This is a genomic window from Scytonema hofmannii PCC 7110 (assembly GCF_000346485.2).
Classification (GTDB): domain Bacteria; phylum Cyanobacteriota; class Cyanobacteriia; order Cyanobacteriales; family Nostocaceae; genus Scytonema; species Scytonema hofmannii.
Genome location: NZ_KQ976354.1, coordinates 10808070 through 10827112 on the forward strand (window position 1 = coordinate 10808070; position 19043 = coordinate 10827112).

13 protein-coding genes and 2 pseudogenes are annotated in these 19043 nt (G+C 42.0%); 12 read left to right on the forward strand and 3 right to left on the reverse strand.

Annotated elements, in window-relative coordinates:
- Positions 1-44 precede the first annotated feature (44 nt).
- The 9 genes and pseudogenes from WA1_RS45545 (at position 45) to WA1_RS60990 (ending at position 10841) form a co-directional block, all read left to right on the forward strand.
- Complete coding sequence (locus tag WA1_RS45545) at positions 45-1325, forward strand: cytochrome P450 (RefSeq protein ID WP_066613286.1); 1281 nt, start codon at positions 45-47, stop codon at positions 1323-1325.
- Positions 1326-1399: 74 nt separating this feature from the next.
- The gene (locus tag WA1_RS45550; protein ID WP_017744204.1) at positions 1400-2833 is read left to right on the forward strand and encodes a pyridoxal phosphate-dependent decarboxylase family protein; all 1434 of its coding nucleotides are present in this window, start codon (positions 1400-1402) and stop codon (positions 2831-2833) included.
- A gap of 32 nt (positions 2834-2865) precedes the next feature.
- Entirely contained in the window at positions 2866-3543 is a 678-nt protein-coding gene (locus WA1_RS45555) for a pyridoxal-phosphate dependent enzyme (protein ID WP_017744205.1), read from the forward strand.
- A gap of 383 nt (positions 3544-3926) precedes the next feature.
- Positions 3927-5225: pseudogene (locus WA1_RS45560) on the forward strand (GAF domain-containing protein); the annotation flags it as partial.
- 26 nt (positions 5226-5251) lie between these two features.
- Positions 5252-8020: a GAF domain-containing sensor histidine kinase gene (locus WA1_RS45565; protein WP_017744207.1), complete on the forward strand. Its 2769-nt coding sequence runs from the start codon at positions 5252-5254 to the stop codon at positions 8018-8020.
- Between the two features lie 342 nt (positions 8021-8362).
- Positions 8363-9007 (forward strand): IS607 family transposase, encoded by a 645-nt coding sequence (locus WA1_RS45570; protein WP_017750196.1) that lies wholly within the window; start codon positions 8363-8365, stop codon positions 9005-9007.
- A gap of 4 nt (positions 9008-9011) precedes the next feature.
- A complete protein-coding gene (locus tag WA1_RS45575; protein WP_272819113.1) occupies positions 9012-10163 on the forward strand; it encodes an RNA-guided endonuclease InsQ/TnpB family protein in 1152 nt (383 codons plus the stop codon).
- A 189-nt stretch (positions 10164-10352) separates the two neighbouring features.
- Entirely contained in the window at positions 10353-10652 is a 300-nt protein-coding gene (locus WA1_RS45580; RefSeq protein WP_017744208.1) for a hypothetical protein, read from the forward strand.
- Positions 10653-10841, forward strand: a complete 189-nt coding sequence (locus WA1_RS60990; protein ID WP_017744209.1) for a hypothetical protein — start codon at positions 10653-10655, stop codon at positions 10839-10841.
- 233 nt (positions 10842-11074) lie between these two features.
- Here the strand turns inward: WA1_RS60990 and WA1_RS45590 are convergent, their stop codons facing one another.
- Positions 11075-11626, reverse strand: coding sequence for a substrate binding domain-containing protein (locus WA1_RS45590; RefSeq protein WP_081403070.1), 552 nt, complete (start codon positions 11624-11626; stop codon positions 11075-11077).
- 45 nt (positions 11627-11671) lie between these two features.
- Here WA1_RS45590 and WA1_RS45595 point away from each other — a divergent pair, with 45 nt between their 5' ends.
- Together WA1_RS45595 and WA1_RS45600 are read left to right on the forward strand one after the other, a co-directional pair.
- The gene (locus WA1_RS45595; protein WP_017744211.1) at positions 11672-12007 is read left to right on the forward strand and encodes a hypothetical protein; all 336 of its coding nucleotides are present in this window, start codon (positions 11672-11674) and stop codon (positions 12005-12007) included.
- 37 nt (positions 12008-12044) lie between these two features.
- Positions 12045-12470, forward strand: coding sequence for a type II toxin-antitoxin system VapC family toxin (locus tag WA1_RS45600; RefSeq protein ID WP_017744212.1), 426 nt, complete (start codon positions 12045-12047; stop codon positions 12468-12470).
- Positions 12471-12748: 278 nt separating this feature from the next.
- On the opposite strand, the gene WA1_RS45605 is transcribed toward WA1_RS45600, so the two are convergent.
- Positions 12749-16678: a calcium-binding protein gene (locus WA1_RS45605; RefSeq protein ID WP_017744213.1), complete on the reverse strand. Its 3930-nt coding sequence runs from the start codon at positions 16676-16678 to the stop codon at positions 12749-12751.
- Positions 16679-16879: 201 nt separating this feature from the next.
- Between WA1_RS45605 and WA1_RS45615 the strand changes: the two are divergent.
- Positions 16880-18258, forward strand: a pseudogene (locus WA1_RS45615) (IS701 family transposase).
- On the opposite strand, the gene WA1_RS45620 reads toward WA1_RS45615, so the two are convergent.
- Positions 18238-18723, reverse strand: coding sequence for a hypothetical protein (locus tag WA1_RS45620; protein ID WP_148662899.1), 486 nt, complete (start codon positions 18721-18723; stop codon positions 18238-18240). The pseudogene WA1_RS45615 and the gene WA1_RS45620 sit on opposite strands and share 21 nt — an antisense overlap.
- Between the last annotated feature and the right edge of the window lie 320 nt (positions 18724-19043).

Below are 19043 nucleotides of genomic sequence, written 5' to 3' on the forward strand. Positions count from 1 at the left end.
TCTCAAGTAGTGTTTGAAACCAATGAAATTGCCGAAACATAAATATGAACAAAGAAGCACCTAGTACTACAAATACCAAAAAAATAGCGTCAGCAAAAGCATTCAAATTCAATCTTTTTGACTCTAAGTTTAACGCTAATCCTTATCCAACCTACCATCGCCTCCGAGAAGAAGATCCGGTACATAAATACTTTGTTGGAGGTGATTGGATCGTTACCCGCTATGCCGATGTCAAAGCAGTTTTAAAAAGTGGTTGTGTTCGTACTGATGATAGACCAAAATCAATACAAGAAAGAAACAAATATCTCCAAGACAAGGAAAAGAATCTAAATACTCTTGCTTATACCACCAGCCGATTTTTATTTTATACGAATCCACCAGACCATACTAGATTACGTGCATTGGTGGGTAAAGGTTTTTCTCCTGTAGTTGTTGAGCGTATGCGTCCCCATATTCAGGAAATTGTGGATGAATTGCTTGACAAAATTCGGCACAAGGGGAGTATGGACATTGTTGCCGATCTTGCCAGTCCACTGTCTGTTAGTGTAATTAGTAAGCTGTTGGGAATACCAAAAGAAGCTCAACAGCAGCTTCATCAGTGGGCTAATGTTTTGTCCCGTATTTTAGATCCACTGGTGTCACTAGAAGAATATCAAGCGATGAATAAAGCTACAGAAGAGATTCAGGAATATTTACGTACTCTGATTGCCGAACGAGAAAAAACACCACAAGAAGATTTGATTAGTAATTTGATTGCAGCTCAAGAGCAAAACGATCGGTTAAGTCAAAAGGAAATATTAGCAGTTTGCACATTGTTATTCGCCGCTGGTGAAGAAACTACAGGTAATACAATAGGCAATGGAATGCTAGCATTGCTACAACACCCTCACCAAATGGAACAGATCAAAAGAGAACCGACAATGATTCAAAGTGCTGTAGAAGAATTAATTCGCTACGATAGTGCAGTTCAGATGTTAACCCGTATTGCTACTGATAATTTAGAAATAGGCAACCAAACAATTAAAGCAGGCGAAAAGATAGTTCTTTGCTTAGGAGCAGCTAATCGAGATCCAGCGCAGTTTCCCGAACCCGATCAATTAAATATTCATCGGAACCCGAATCACCACGTTGCTTTTGCTGATAGTATTCATTATTGCTTGGGAGCTGCACTAGCGCGGGTGGAGACTCAACTTGCTATTAACACATTGATGCAACAATTTCCTGATTTAAAGTTAGCTTCAAACCAACTGGAGTGGCGTCATAGCATCGTCTTGCGTGGCTTAAAGGCTCTCCCCGTTACCTTTAAATCATCAACGGCAACATAAGGAATTCAAGGTTTTGCCTATGGTGGCAAGAATTAAACTTTTACAGTACCAGTTCATTATTAATAAGTCTAGACATGAGTAGTTGTATAACAGAGGATCAAAAAATACTCCTTCAAGTCGTTCAAATGATCCTAAATTACTTACAGGAACAGCAAATAGGCACGAAGGTAGTCGATTATCAAAGCCCTGATATACTTAAGAAAAAACTCGATTTAAGTTTACCAGAGGAGGGTGTTTCTTTATCAGAGCTATTCGGTGTGATTCAATCGTACCTCCAGTATAGTACCCGGACTAGTAGCTCGAATTTTTTCAATCTACTCTTCGCCGGTTTCCAGCCAGAAGGACTACTGAGTGAAATGGTTACGAGCGTAACTAACAATACTATGCACACCTACGAGAGTTCGCCAGTTGCCACACTTATGGAGATGGCTTTGATTGATGCTCTCAATAGTATGGTAGGTTTCGACTCTGGTGAGGGTTTGATGGTTACAGGTGGCAGCAACGCAAATGCGATCGCGATGCTACTAGCGCGACATAAATTACTACCTGAGACTAAACATACTGGGTTGGGCGGCTCAAAGCTTGTAGCGTTCATTTCAGAACAGGCGCATTATTCCTTTCTTAAAGCAGCAAATCTGTTAGGAATTGGAATGGAAAATGTTGTCAAAGTAAAGACCGATCGCTTAGGCTGCATGATTCCACAGGAATTAGAAGCTGCAATTATCCAGAGCTTGAATGACGGGAAAACGCCAATATTTGTTGGTGCCACTGCCGGGACGACTGTTCTTGGGGCTTTTGACCCTTTCCCATCTATTGCACAAATAACCCGTAAATACGAACTTTGGCTACATGTGGATGGTGCTTGGGGCTGTCCTGTCTTATTCAGTCGCAAGCACAAGCACTTGTTGGCGGGAAGTGAGCTAGCGGATTCTTTTACTTGGGACGCCCATAAATTAATGGGAGTACCCTTAATTTGCTCGGCTATTTTGGTGAAACAAAAAGGAACGTTGAGCGATGCTTGTTCTAGTGGGGATACTGATTACCTGTTCCACGAGGACGAAAATGCGGCTTACGATCTGGGAAGAATGTCACTGCAATGTGGTCGAAAAGTAGATGCACTCAAGTTCTGGCTATCTTGGAAACGACACGGGAAAAATGGGTACGAGCAAAGAGTAGACCGCCTTTTTGAACTTGCCAGCTACGCTACGGAATTTATCCGAACTTGCAAGCATCTAGAACTGATGGTTCAGCCACAATTTTTGAATATCTGTTTTCGTTATATCCCCGACGGTGTTGACCCGAACACGGATGTCGATCGCATTAATTTGGCAATTCGCAAGCAATTGCTCCAATCTGGTCAAGCTGCTATCAACTATGCTCATTACCAAGGTCGGATCGGAATTCGCTTGATCCTCGCTAATCCAGAAATTCACGAAGCCGAGCTAAACAGATTATTTCACAACATTATTACTACAGGTAAGAGCTGTGAATCTGTTATGAAATTATAAAAATTTTTAATTTAAAAAAATTTGAAATTAAGATGCTAAACCAAATAACACAAAATACTTATAGTGCGCTTTCTCACCTTGAATGTGCCAAATCCCACAAAATTTACGATGCTGACAAACTTAACAATGTTTCTGCCGTGGGTTCCCCCCTTCTAGCACGCTACGATCTTAAGAAAGTCCAGCGTTCTATAACCAAGTTTGAGATCTCAACAAGACCACCAAATATGTGGCGTTACCGCGAATTGCTTCCGGTGCGCGAACATCGCCATATTGTTTCAATGGCAGAAGGCTACACGCCTATGTATGAATTGCCCAAACTCGCTCAATTTCTTGGATTAGGGCAATTACTGCTCAAGGACGAAAGTACCAATCCTGGTGATACATTCAAAGCGCGAGGAGCTTCAGTAGCAGTCTCTCGGGCAGTAGAACTTGGAGCGAAAACTTTAGCGATTGCTACTAACGGTAATGCTGGTGAGGCATTAGCTATGTATGGAGCGCGAGCGGGTATACCTACCGTAGTCATTATGCCCGCTGATGCTCAACAAGTATCTCAGAAGATGTGTGCGATTTTGGGTGCTCGTACCTACTTGGTTCAGGGACAGATATCTGATGCGGCAAAAATCGTTCAACGTGGTGTCGAAGATGTTGGAAGGTGTCTTGCTATGTCCGGAAGCAGCAGCAGTTGTACCTGGTGTGCGAAAACTGCTTGAGGAAGGTGCAATCAAAAGCGATCGCCAGGTTGTCTTGATGGGTACAGGAAGCAGCCTAAAGTACATATTATGAAAGCGTATTTTTCATATTCCTATTGAAGAATTCAGTAGTAAGTTATTCCACCTCATGAAAAGATGTTGGAAGTTCTCAGGACAGAATTGGAACAACAAGATCCCAACCATATTTCCCAGAAACGTAAGTCGGGATTTTAGTTAAGCAACGTACTTAAGTATAGAAAACTATAAAATTATTTTGCAAAACTTTGTCAGTATTTTTGCTGAAGACAAACAGTACAATTAAAATTCACAATATTTTTAGATAAATAATTATCCTTTGAAATTTATTTCTCTTTATTTCAGCCGACTTTATTTGACTAAAAGCTATGACTCTCAGCATTGAACAAGATTTACAATTGCGTCTAGACCAAGAAAATTTGCTACGCCGCATAATAAACAGCATTCATCAAACTTTAGATTTAAACGATATTCTTAGAGCAACAGTAGAGGAAATTCGTTCTTTACTGAGAACAGATCGAGTCATGCTCTATAAATTCCATGATGATAGTAGCGGTCAAGTGATTGCAGAGTCTATAGATAACAATCGGTTACCATCGTTGTTGGGATTAAATTTTCCTGCTGATGACATTCCGCTTCATGCTCGGAAAATGTTTATGAAAGCACGATCGCGTTCTGTTGTGAATGTTGACACGCGACAGATAGGTCAAAGCCCTTTGCGTAATTTAGTAACTGGAGAAGCTACATCAGGAGACATAACATACCGCCCTGTCGATCCTTGCCATGTCGAGTATTTAACGGCAATGGGGGTGAAGTCTTCTCTCATCATGCCAATTTTTCATCAAGAAGAACTCTGGGGATTGTTAGCTTCCCATCACTCAGAACCGCGTTCAGTACCTGAGTCGGAAATTGAAGCCGTGCAGATAGTGGTAGATCAGTTGTCTGTCGCGATCGCACAAAGTCACATTCTCACCAAAGCCCAAGCAAGAGCGCAAAGGGAAGCAGTACTCGATCGCATAACAACCCTACTGCATTCAATGCCAAGTCTTGAATTACAGTCAGCGTTAAAAGAAACTGTTGAGGCGTTTTCTGGGACTGGCGGTCGGCTTTGCATCAGACATCAAGCCTTTAGCTTGCAAAATGACACTGTGAAAAGTTTGGCAGACTGTCTGAACGAAGAAAACCCTTCCATTGAACTTTATACCTGTGGTTGGCAACCCGTGATGCCAGAGGTGGCAAAATATCAATATATGGAGCAATACAGTGTCTGGCAAGAACGCCACAAATCTCGTAACTCTGATGTTTGGGCGATTACAGACATTTACCAAACATCCGAATTGCGAAATCTGCAAATTGCTTTTCAACCCACTAAAATTCGCAGCATCATAATGATACCACTGCAATATCGTCAGCAGTTGCTTGGATATTTAAGTGTTTTCCGGAACGAAATTGATACCGAAACTCTATGGGCTGGTCAGTTTGACCCCGATCAACGGCAATTATATCCCCGTTTGTCATTTGAGGTGTGGAGAGAATCTAAAAAGGCGCAAGCTTGTGAATGGACTGTTGAAGAAATTGAACTAGCCCAAGCCATAGGTAAGCAATTTACTCTCTTCATTCAGCAACACGAGATTTACCAACAAGTGCAAGCCTTTAATGCCAACTTATTTCAGAATTTATTTGGCTAAAAGCAATGCCCTCTAGCGCCGAAGATAATTTGCAGGTTCGTTTAGAACAAGAAAATTTGTTGCGCCGGATTGTCAACAATATTCGGCGAACACTTTCTTTAGAAGAGATTTTGACAACAACAGTTGCAGAAGTACGTTCTTTGCTCTTAATTGACCGCGTACTGATTTACAAATTTCATCCCGATAGTAGCGGTCAAGTGATTGCTGAAGCGATTCATAACTATCGTCTCCCATCGTTATTGGGGCTTAATTTTCCTGCGGATGATATTCCTCCCCATGCCCGCGAACTTTTTATTAAGGCGCGAGTACGTTCTGTAGCCCATGTTGAAAGTCGGCAAATAGGTCACAGCCCGTTACATAATTTGGAAACGGGAGAGACGGCATCAGGAAATATACGATATCGACCTATAGATCCTTGTCATTTGGAATACTTGAGCGCAATGGGAGTTACGTCCTCTTTAGTCACTCCCATTTTCCATCAAGACCAACTTTGGGGACTATTGGTGTCTCATGACTCAGGCTTCCATGTGTTTGGGGAAGATGATGTTGAGGCGGTGCAGAGAGTTGTAGACCAGTTGTCAGTTGCGATCGCGCAAAGTAACATCCTTACCCAAGCACATGAAAAGTCACAACGGGAAGCCATTGTCAACCGTGTTGCCACTTTGTTACATTCAATGCCCACAGTTGAATTGCAGCCAGCTTTAGAAGCAGCAGTGACGGCATTTGGGGGGTCTGGTGGCAGGCTTTGCATCAGGAATCGAGCCTTTGATGTTAAGAATAACACCGTAAGAAGTTTGGCAGAATGTCTGGAATCCGGTGAAAATTTTGTCAAAATTTATATTTATGGTCACCAACCCATTGTCCCGGAGATTGCCAGATATCAATTGATGGAGCAATATAGCGTTTGGCAGGAACACTATAATGAATCTGGGGACTGTGACATATGGGTTATTCCAGATATCTACAAAACACCACAGCTGCGAAATCTACAAGTTGCTTTCCGACCTACCAAGATTCGCAGCATTTTGATGCTACCACTCCAGTACCGTCAGCAATTGCTGGGTTATTTAAGTATTTTTCGAGATGAAGTTGATACAGAAACTCTTTGGGCTGGACGATTCGATCGCGACGAACGGCAATTATATCCCCGTTTGTCATTTGAAGTATGGCGCGAATACAAAAAAGCACAACCTCGTGAATGGACTGCAGAAGAACTTGAATTAGCCCAAGCATTAGGCAAGCAGTTTAGCTTGGCAATTCAGCAGCGCGAGATTTACCAACAAGTGAATGCTCTAAATGCCAACTTAGAAAATCAAGTTAAAGAACGTACAGCCAAATTACAACAAGCCACCGAACAACAACAAGCCTTGTTTAGCGTTGTCACCAAGATTCGCGAATCTCTTGACCTTGATACCATTTTTCACATCACAACAAAGGAAGTCTGTCAACTCCTACAAACAGATCGGGTTGCTGTTTACCGCTTTAATTCTGATTGGGGTGGAGAATTTGTAGGCAATTTTGAGGTTTTCAACCAAGATTGGTCTGATATTTCTAAATTAAGCATCAACACGATTTGGAACGATACCTATTTACAAGAAACTCAGGGAGGGCGGTATCGCAACAATGAAACTTCTGCTGTAGATGATATTTATCAAGCAGGTTTCGATCGCTGTCACATCGATATATTAGAACAGTTTTATATCAAATCTTATATTCTTGCTCCTATTTTTGTTGGTTCTAACCTTTGGGGTTTGCTAGCAACGTATCAACACTCTCAACCCCGCCAATGGGAAACCACTGAAATTCAATTTATGAGCCAAGTTGCCGCCCAACTTGGGGTAGCGCTTCAACAGGCTGAGTTACTAACTCAAACTCAACGACAAGCAGAACTATTGACCAATGCACTGCACGAACTACAGGAAGCCCAGACTCAACTGATTCAAACTGAGAAAATGTCCTCACTGGGTCAGCTTGTTGCAGGTGTTGCTCACGAGATTAACAATCCAGTCAACTTCATTTATGGCAACATTAGCCATGTGAATGAATACACTGAAGATTTGCTCACAATGTTAGAACTTTACCAGCGATATTATCCAAATCCCAACCCTGAAATTATTGAGCGGGCAGAAGAAATCGAATTTGATTTTATTGTAGAGGATTTGCCCAAGATACTTGCTTCTATTAGGATAGGAACCGATCGCATCCGTCAAATTGTTCTCTCGTTAAGAAATTTCTCCAGACTTGACCAAGCTGAAATGAAACCTGTGGATATTCACGAGGGAATTGACAGTACATTGCTGATTTTACACTATCGGTTAAAGCCCAGACCTGACAGCCCTGGGATTGACATTATCAAAGAGTATGGCGATTTACCTTTGGTAGAGTGCTATGCAGGACAACTCAATCAGGTTTTTATGAATGTTGTCAGCAATGCTATTGATGCTTTGGATCAACATAGGGCGTCTGTAGCAGAAGCGCCAAAGGGTAGAATTGCGATCGCAACATTTGTAAGTCAAATAGAAGGTCATATTCCCAGTGTTGTGATTCGCATTTCTGACAACGGTTCGGGAATACCCCAAGATTTGCTCCAACGAGTCTTTGACCCATTTTTCACAACTAAGCCAGTCGGTAAAGGGACTGGTTTGGGGTTGTCAATTAGTTACCAAATTATCGTGGATAAACACGGTGGAGTTTTTAAATGCAATTCTCAGATAGGGTTGGGGACTGAGTTTTGGATTGAAATTCCGATGAAGCAAAAAATTTCTAGTTCTTAGTACTACAACGGTAGGTCAGATCCCCGACTTCTTCAAGGATACAGCTGGCGATTAGGGGGTGACACCCCCCAATGACGAGAAATAAGCTATTTCAGCGCTATTTCAGGACGCGATCGCATTCCGAGTATCGTCTCGAAACGCCTATAAAATCGTTGGGGTGAGGGGTCAAACCCATCATTCGCCAGCTGTATCCTTCAAGAAGTCGGGGATCTGAGTAAAATTAACCATCAAATTTTATGAGACAGAGCATTGACTAGATAGCCAATTTCTTGATTGTACCTAACATAGTTGCTTAAATCTAATATATAAGATATATTAGGGATGGTTAAGTAAAGGTTGCTTATGGATGAGTACATCACCCCAGGGGAAGCAGCCCGAATACTCGGAGTTCATCCCCAATCCCTCAGAAGATGGGAAAAAGAAGAAAAGATTACCGCGTACCGCACACCAGGAAATCAACGAAGATTTAAGCAATCAGAAATTGAAGAATTCGCCGGAAAGCGCAAACCTCTCATTACAGTCTGTTATGCAAGAGTTAGTACATCGTCACAACGAGACGACCTTGAACGACAACTTGCGTTCTTGGGCGAACGATTCCCGGAGGCTGAACTTGTTTCAGAAGTTGGAAGCGGACTCAATTTTAAGAGGAAAAAGCTGCGATCCGTTCTGGAGCGAGTTCTGCGGGGAAATATTCAAAAACTTGTCGTTGCCCACCCAGACAGACTGTGTAGATTTGGGTTTGAATTGGTTAAGTGGTTATGCGAAACAAATAGATGTGAACTCTTGGTTCTCGATAACCGCCAACTCAGTCCTGAACAGGAGCTGGTTTCAGATATGCTGTCCATCATCCACTGTTTCAGTTCACGGCTTTACGGACTTAGAAAATACAGAAAAGAAATTGGACAAGACTTACGGCAAGAATCCCTACAAGAAGAGTCAAAACACACCGCCGAACAGTCTTGTCAAGATTCCGATATTTCCCTGTAAAAAATTGCACGCTATTTGGAAACAATGGTTAGCTGCGTATAGATGGGTGTATAACCAATGCATTCAATTATTTAATGCTGGGACTGTATTGCCTAAAGGTACTAGCCTGGATCAATATATACAATTCCTGCAAAAGCGTCCAGAATATGAATGGACACAGTGTTTAGGTAAAACTAGGCAAGAATCTGTGTGTGAAGCTGAAAGTGCAAAACGGCAAGCTTTAAAGGCGTGGAAAGCTAAACCAAAGACTGAACGCGGTAAATTTGAAATGCGATTTCGTTCTTGTCGGGATAAGTCCCAAGTCATTCAATTTAAGAATGATGCTTACAAGAATGGTACATGGTTTCCTAGTAAAGCAAAAGGATTGCTGTTTTGTTCTGCAATTGGGTACGAAGTGCCACAAAGTTGTGTCTATGGAACAGAGTTAGTTTATCAGAGAGGTCAATGGTTTGCGTGCTTTCCAGAGGTGCGAGAAGTAGTAGCGACCAGAAGCGATAAAGTGATTGCTCTTGACCCTGGTAATCGCTGTTTTTTGACTGGGTATGACGGGGAAAACATCTTAGAGATTGGCAAGGGAGATATCGGGCGCATCACTAGATTGTGCCTGCACCTTGACAGTTTAATCAGTCAAAAAGGCTCTTGCAAAGGTAAACAAAACAAACGTAAAAGATATAAGCTATCTCTAGCTATAGAACGTTTGAGAGAAAGAATTCGTAACCTAGTGAATGATTTACACCACAAAGCGTCCAGCCTGCTAACCAGTACGTATAAACTCATATTTCTCCCCACCTATGAAACCAGTCAAATGGTTTTGAAAACTGCCCGAAAGATTAATAGGAAGTCAGTCAGAAATATGCTATCTTGGGCGACCAGGCGATTTGCCAAGCACTTAGAGCAGGCTGCTAAAAGAAACGGTGTGATCGTGGTTAGGATTAACGAATCATATACCTCAAAAACCTGCCCACACTGTGGAGAAATTCACCGTAAACTAGGTGGCAACAAAGTATTTTCATGCCCTAAATGTAAGTTTACGGCTCCCAGGGATTGGGTAGGCGCAGTTAACATTATGTTGGCTGCTTTGCAGGCTACCGCCTTCCAGGTTAAGGGAACACAACTGTCTATTGAGTCCTTAACCCAGGATGTTGTAGTTTCATAATCTCGTGAGAGATGTGAGGCTTAAAGGTAGCACTACTAGTTCCAGATAAACTACTGATTTGACTCCTGCCCTCTAACGAGCGTTTTGACTTGTAAAGTCAACAACATCAATTTTATTGTGTCTGCGTTGTTCAGTGAAAAAGTAAAAATTGAGTTATAATTATTGTCGTATATTTTAAAAAATTTAACAATGATAATTACCAATCAAAATTTTTCTATAATTAAAGAAGCTATTCTAACAAATGAGCAAGGTGATTTAACATTAGGAGAAGCAGCCAAGGCAAAAGTTTATCGAGTATTGAGCAATGATGCAGGACAAATTCTACTAGACCCTGTGGATATCGAAAAAATTCCTGAAGACCAACGGTGGTTGTGGCAAAATTCAAAAGCTTTAGCGATGGTGCTACAGGGTCTGCAAGAAGCTACAGAAGGAAAAGGACGTTCCCTCGGCTCATTTGCTCAATATGCGGACTTGGAGATCGATGATTAAATGCAATTCGAGCTCATCTACCAGCCTTCGGCAGAAGCAACTTTAGCCAATATCGAGCAAACTGACCTCAAAAAGTACCGAAAAATTTTGAAAACACTGGCATTGATGGAAACTAATCTCCGTCATCCCAGTTTGCAAACTCACAAAGCGCGATGGTTTATCCGGTCCCAATGGCGAAGAAGTATTTGAGGCATACGTAGAAAATAAAACGCCTGCTGCATTCAGAGTTTTTTGGTACTACGGTCCAGAGCAAGGAATGATAACAATCTTAGCAATTACTCCTCATCCTTAAAATCCAAATTGTTATAAATTGTCCGCTCGAGTCTCTCTTGCAAAGTAAAAGTTGACGATCCAATTATTCCTTTACTATTTGCTTGACTTGTGAGGTATATTGACATAAAATATGTTTTCTAAAGTCCTGGTTACACTAAAACTTTGGTGCAGTAAGTTGTCAAAAATTCCAGGAAAATCCGGACTCGTGGAGATAGATTGCGCTGATGAGTAAACACTGCCTGAACCACCAAGCCTGGGGGTAATTGCTCTGGAAAGAGTAGCTCTAATTGCTTTTGTTGAACTTCTTCTTGTACCTGAAAACTCAATAACCTCGTGATTCCCAACCCTGCAATCGCTGCATTTTTCAATGCACCCCCGTTATCAGAATTGAATGTGCCACTCACCGAAACAGTTTGCCAAGTTTTGTCAATAAGGAAGTCCCAAGGAACGGGCTGTCCATCAAAGACATATCGCAGGCAATTGTGATGCACTAAATCGTGCGGTGTGCTCGGGGTACTATAAGCCTTTAGATAGGCGGGCGAAGCACAAAGCACAAATCGGGTCTGCCCTAAATACCTGCGAATCAAACTAGAGTCTTTGAGATCTCCCAACCGAATTGCTATATCAATTCCCTCTGCAACGAGATCGACGAAGCGATCACTCAGTCGCAAATCAATCTGAATTTCCGGATATTGGGCTATTTCTTTGGAAAAATGTTATCATGAAGCTTTATAATAGTGAAACATATGACTACAAATATCTCTACATTTACCCTACCCCAGTCTGGAACTCTAAAGCTGCATATAGTATTAGAGCGTAAAAATATAGACTTGGTGAAAGCTTCCTTTTTGGAATTTCCTAGTATTCACATTGAAGCTCCTACTAAAAAACAAGCTCTAGAAGAACTGAATCAGTTACTGTATGCGCGTCTTGAAAATCTAGAAATTATTCCCGTAGAAATAAAATTGTCTCAAGGTGAAACTGGTAATCACTGGATGAAGTTTGCAGGAGTGTTTAAGGACGATCCGGATTTTGCGGAAATTGCTGAAAGTATCAGAGCAGAACGTAATATAGATGACTAGCAAGGAGAAGTTTTGAGAGTCTGATTAAGAGAAATTAATGATTTATATACTTGATACCGACCATGTTTCACTTTTTTTGCAAAGTAATCAGGCTGTCGTCTCTAGAGTTGCTCTAGTTGCGCCTAACTTAGCAGTAACAATTATTACTGTTCAGGAAGCTTTTAATGGATGGGTTGTTAAGATTAACGCTCGTTCTGAATCTGAGAATTTAGTGAGACTTTATACACAGTTGTGGACTACCCAGGAATTTTTCAAAGGAGTTAGAATACTGAATTTTGATACGACTGCTTACAACTGCTACGATCGCTTGCTTAGGGAATACCCGCAACTCAATAAAAAAAGACTACTCAAGGATTTGCGTATAGCATCAATTGCGCTCTCTGTAAATGCTGTGATGGTAACTCGTAACCAAAAAGATTTTTCTCAAATTCCAGATTTGAGGTTGGAAGATTGGACGCATTAAATACGCAATTTCTTGTACTGATTATAAAGGGCGAGTTATGTCTCGACAATGAATTAGTGTCGCGCCTTTAGTTGGTTTAGGAGATCCAAGATGGTAGGTACAAATTTCTTGAAACTTAAGTAAAAAGACGAACAACAGGTTGTTGTATTCTTCAAAACGGTTATCGGCGTCCGCATTTCATCATTTTTTCTAGAATCTGCTTAGAGCAATTGCAGTGTTACTTTAAGGGGGAAGTCATAATTTCTTCCCCTTGTAAATAAACGAACGAGCAGTAGTTGCTATCCTAGAGGGGTAACGTCCCAGAAACTAAGGGTGTTAGCTTCTATCCCCTTAAGTGTGGCTAAGAGTTCACCACTCTTCTGATTAGTGATGAATGTATCGCTAGCATTATTGCCAGTACCTTGTGCAATGGTGAGTTGTTCAAAAGTTAGACTATTCATCAATCCCAAGTAGTCGCTACCGACTTCAAAGTTGAAAATGGTGTCGCTTCCTGCACCAACAGCGAGTACAAACATATCGCGACCGCTACCACCGGATAATGTGTCTCGATCGGTTCCACCATTCAGAACACTGTCACCGTCGCCACCTGTGAGATAGTCGTTACCAGCACCACCCTCTAGAGAATTGTTACCAGCACCGCCGTATAGCTGGTCGTTACCGTCATTACCAAAGAGGTAATCGTCACCATCCTGACCTTGCAAAATGTCGTCATTGTCACCACCCTGAAGATCGTCATTACCACTACCTCCTTCTAGCGTGTCGTTACCTTCCTGACCTGAGAGTTGGTCGTCACCGTCGCCGCCCATGAGTTGGTCATCGCCAAATCCGCCTTCCAAGTAGTCATTACCAGCATCACCATTCAGGAGGTCATTGCCTTCCTGACCGTAGATCTTGTCATTGCCTAATCCAGCAGTCAGTTGGTCATTGCCAGAACCTCCTTCGAGATAGTCATCACCCGCACCGCCATCAAGCGTGTCATTACCTTCTTGACCGGAAAGAAGATCGTTACCATCGCCTCCCAAGAGCTGGTCATCACCAATGCCACCATAGAGATTGTCATTGTCCGCACCGCCATTAAGGGAGTCGCTACCTTCCTGACCGTAGAGGAAATCATTACCGTTGCTTCCAATCAATTGATCGTTGCCGTTTCCACCTTCAAGGTAATCATTACCAGCATTGCCATCCAGGGTGTCATAGCCATCCCGACCATAGAGTTGGTCATTGCCCTCGTTACCTGAGAGTTGGTCATCACCAGTACCGCCATCTAAGTAGTCGTTGCCAGCCTGTCCTAGCAGTCGATCGCTATCATCACCTCCATACAAGAAGTCATCGCCAGTACCGCCATCTAAGTAGTCACGTCCCTGCTGTCCGAAGAGTTGGTCATCACCAGTACCGCCCTCAAGCCGATCGTCACCAGTACCTCCATCAAGGTAGTCTTGACCAGCTTGACCGTAAAGGCGATCGCTACCTTCTTTTCCATAAAGCCAGTCATCATCCAATCCACCATCTAAGAAATCACTTCCTGCGCCGCCATCTAAAATGTCGTAGCCCTGGTAACCGTAAATACGATCGTTGCCATTATCGCCATTAAGTTTGTCATTTTCCGCGCCACCATCTAGATAGTCATCACCAGCGCTACCGGCAAGCTTATCATTTCCTTGCTGACCGTAGAGGCGATCGTTACCTTCGCCACCATCCAGTACATCATTGTCTGCTCCGCCATCCAGATAATCATCACCAGCTTGACCTAAAAGAATATCTGCTTCAGTACCGCCGTAGAGAGCATCATTTCCTGTGCCACCTTCAAGTTTGTCTTCACCAGCCTGACCGTAAAGTCGATCGTTGTCTTCAGCGCCTAATAAATGGTCATTACCATCACCTCCATCTAAAAGGTCATCACCAGTACTACCATTCAAGGTGTCTTCACCGATTTGACCGTAAAGGCGATCGCTACCTTCACCACCTAAGAGTTGGTCGTTACCGTCACCTCCATCCAAGAGATCGTTACCCGCGTCACCATTAAGAGTATCTTCGCCGACTTGACCATAAAGTTGGTCATCCCCGTCACCGCCATTAAGGGCGTCATTGCCCAACCCACCATCAAGAAGGTCATCACCTGTTCCTCCATTCAGGATGTCGTAGCCGTCTTGACCGTAGAGTTGGTCGTTGCCATCATTACCATTGAGGAGGTCATCGCCAGTTCCACCTTCGAGATAATCATTGCCAGCATCTCCATTTAAGGTGTCATTGCCGTCTTGACCGTAGAGTTGGTCGTTACCGTCATTGCCATTGAGGAGGTCATTGCCAGCTTCACCTTTAAGAAGGTCTTCACCTGCTTGAGCATCTAACTTGTCGTTGCCATCTCCACCGTAAAGGCGATCTCTTCCTGTTCCGCCATCAAGCCAATCTTCACCTGCTTCACCGTAGATTAAGTCATGACCGCCCAACCCACTGAGGATATTATTTCCACTGTCGCCGATAAGCAGATCCTCAAATTGCGAACCTTCCAAGTTTTCAATAGCTTCGAGGCGATCATCTTCAGCATCTCCAGTCCAACCCGTACCAGTTGTGAGGCTGACGGCTACAGCAGTTTCTGAGGTGAAATAGGAAGCCGTGTCGTTACCTGTACCACCATTGAGGCGATCGGCATCCGTACCCCCTACTAAGAAATCATCACCGCGCTCGCCGGAGAGAGTATCTTTGCCTCCTTCGCCAAAAATGATGTCATTGCCATCTCTGGCTTGAACAATATCATCACCATCACCAGCATGGATGACATTGGTTTTGGCATCGCCGATGATTTCATCATTAAAAGCAGAGCCGACAACATTTTCAACATTATATATTTGGTCTTTGCCAGCATAATTGTATCTGCCATAATAGTTATAGCCGCCAATGCTAAAACCATCAGTAGCTTGATTTTGCTCTAAGTTAACTTTAACTGAACCAGGATCGCGGCGATAACTAACAGTATCAGTGCCATCACCTCCGTCAAAGTAGTCATTCCCCGCATTGCCAACGAACAGATCGTTCCCGGCTAAGCCCAAAATGCGGTTATTTAGACCGTTACCAATCAAAACGTCATTAAATCCAGAACCAGTAATATTTTCCAGATTTCGTAGGATATCTGTAGTGCCAAAACCATCCGTAGCCGTGCCTGCGTTAATGGTAAAGTTTGGTTCTGTATCGGTAGGTATGAGGCTGGTAGAAACTATGATTGAGTGGAAAGAGCCGCCGAGATTGTGATAGTTTTGTACTTCATCAATATTAACAACTACACCATTTGGTGAATTGTCGTAGCTAACCGTATCAACTTCAGTACCACCGTCAATTAGGTCATTACCTGCTTCTCCTAGCAGCAAGTCATTGCCAGCATCCCCAGATAGTTTGTCATCGCCAGCCCCACCGTAGAGAGTGTCAGCATTAGCACCGCCTGCTAGCTCATCATTATCAGCCTCACCTTTGAGAATGTCATCGCCGTCTTCACCAAAGAGTTGGTCGTTATCATTACCGCCATTGAGAGTGTCATTGCCTATCCCTCCGTAGAGTTGGTCACTATCAGCACCACCTGCTAGTTCGTCATTGCCAGCATCGCCTTTGAGAATGTCATCACCGTCTTCACCGAAGAGTTTGTCATTCCCTTCACCACCATTGAGAGTGTCATTGCCTATACCTCCGTAGAGTTGGTCATCGCCAGCACCACCTGCTGACTTAGTGCGGAAAAGTTCGCGTGTAAATTCCTTGGAGAAAGGGGGATAGCCAATTCTAAATTCTGCACTACCTATCAGGTCAACATTCCCACCTTCAACATTAAAGCCAGAGAAACTATTAACTTCTGAGAAACGAAATTTTTCTGGTTTTCCTGGTAAGAAGAAATTAACATTTCCCTCAATCGTGATTTTCCCTCCTGCTGTTGCAATAGCAGCATTTGCTAGAAGTTCGGCACTTAATTTAGGATTTACTAGAAAAATAGGTTTTTCAGTATTAATAAATAATCCTTTAAGTGGATTGTTCTGCTCTATGCCAAAAGTATCAAACCCAAACTTTAGCCCAGAAGTTCCTAAAGTGGCACCACCAGAAAAAGTAACAGTTAGAGGTATTGGTGAAGGAGGAATCGGAATAAAAATTGGTGGAGTTTTATATTCAAAATCAAAATTGGGAACACTAGTAATCTCGAAATTGAGTAAATTGACACCTTCTTTGCCCAAAAGTAAGTCAAAAGCAGTTTCAGGTGTTTCTAAAATCGGAAATGTTAGACCACCGCCAGGAAGTTTCTTCGCAGCATCTAAAAAACTTACAAGTCCTGAGTTTGATTTACTTAATTCACCTAATGGGACTTAAACAAAAAAGTCAAGAAAAATAGGGTATAATGCCTGACAAGCATAGATTTCACGTCAAAAGAAAATTCCATGAAAGAGACAACCCCTGCAGCCATGCCACCGTGTTTTGAAAAATGGTGTCAACGGTTTGATGAAGCTTTTAGTCATAAAGCCCAAAAAAAAGGGTTTAGAGATTATTTAGGGGGATTATTAGGGGAAAGTGAAAGAAAAAACCTGTCTCAGATGGCTGATAACGCTATAGGGGTCGAATACCATCAATTACACCACTTTTTAACGTCAGCACCATGGTCTGATGTCAAGGTAAATGAGCTGAGATTAGAAACGATGAACAAGTGTAGTCAAACGAAAATTAGTAGAGGATTTAGCTTGATAATTGATGATTCAGGTCACGCATTGTCCCCTAGAAAACGGGAAGCCTTATTAACAACTTGTACCATCTGTATTTGAGCACGACTCGACCTATAAAGGCTTCCCGTTTTCTTCGTGTAAGACCCTCGTGTCATAGAAAAAGTGGGAATTTTACGGATGGAGTGGGAAGGCAGTACATTGGAGAAATTGGGAAAACAGATAACGGGATAGTAGTGGTAACAACGCATTTATACGATGTCCGAAAAAGCTTACCATTAGATATAGAGTTATACCAGCACGCCGATTCTTTACCCTCAGGCAAACAAGACCCAGAATTTGAGAAAAAAACCGAACTAGCAATTAAGTTAATAGACAAAACATTGGCACGAAAATATCAACCGGGAATTGTACTGATAGATGCTGGATATGGCAATAATACAACCTTCTTATTAGAGTTAGAAAAAAGAGAACTAAAGTATGTGGGAGGATTAGCCAAAAATCGAAAAATAACTCTTGATATATCAGACAATGTTCAACAAACAATGAGGTTAGATGAATTAGCACAAAGCTTGTCTAAAGAGGCTTTCACAAAAGTTCAACTAAACTTAGATAAACCGAAAACAGTATGGGTAGTAACTAGAGAAGTAGAGATATCACAACTCAAAGGAAAGCGAAATATTGCTATCGTCATGAATGCTGAAACTTTCTCCGAGGCAACTGATATTGACTACTTTATCACTAATGTTTCTACATCAATTGTTTCACCTGAGTGGATAGTTAATACCTATTCTCAAAGAAATTGGGTAGAAGTGTTTTATAGGGAAGCAAAGGGTTGGCTAGGGCTAAAAGAATATCAAGTTCGAGATAAAATAAGTCTACTTCGACATTTTATCTTGGTTTTTTGTGCATACACTTTTATTCTTTGGCATCAGATGACTGGGGGTTTGAGACGAAGGTGGGCAAACAAACCTTTGAATACCTTTCCTGAAGCTTTATCAGCGTTTAGAACAGCTATGTCTTACCGTTTCTTTGAGTGGTTGAATCATAATCGTGACGTATTTGCCGCTTACAAAGCTAGTTTAGGCTACATTTGGGCTTAATTTTTGTTTAAGTCCCACTAACATATTTTTGTTAGGTAATGGGTTCATACCACTTGTATTCAGCGTAAACTTTCCTAATGTAATGGTAGCTCCATTATTAGAAATATTATTTGCTGTTTTAACAAGCGAAGAAACTCGATCGATAGTATTGAAGAATGTAACCAAACCAGATGCTTCACTAGAAGCAAATTCTTTAGCAAGTCCTAACAGATTGATTTTAATACCAATTTGATCTAACCCAGGAAGATTAGTAGTGAGTGCGCGCTTAATTGGTTCTAATGGTTTAATAACCTTATTAATTTCACCCAAAACTGGCTTAGTGAAATTTTGTACAAAGGAGCCTGTATCTAATCCAACGTTAAAATCAATACTGGAGTTGGGATCGTCCAGGGAGAAATCTGAACCGATAACTGTAAATTGTGGTAAACCTTTTCCAAAATTTGTTTTTAAAGAAAGATTATCCAAATTCACTTTACCATTTACAACCCAATCCTTTTCACCTAGTTTATCATCAAAGACTTTTTCTACCCTCTGAAAAATTTCATCTTGTGTGGCAGCACCTTGTATGTCTACTTTTGATCCGAAGGAAGAAGTTTGAAGGAAGGACCGAAGTTGGAATTTCTATGCCGTTCGCGAAGCGTGCCGTATTCGGCATAGACGGCACGCTTCGCGAACAAACTTCTTTCTATAGGGGTTTAAAACCCCATCCCCTTAGGGTTGCCCGTTTTGAGTTGGGGTCAGAATCCACATATAAAAACAAAACAACTTCGGTCTTTCTTCTTTCT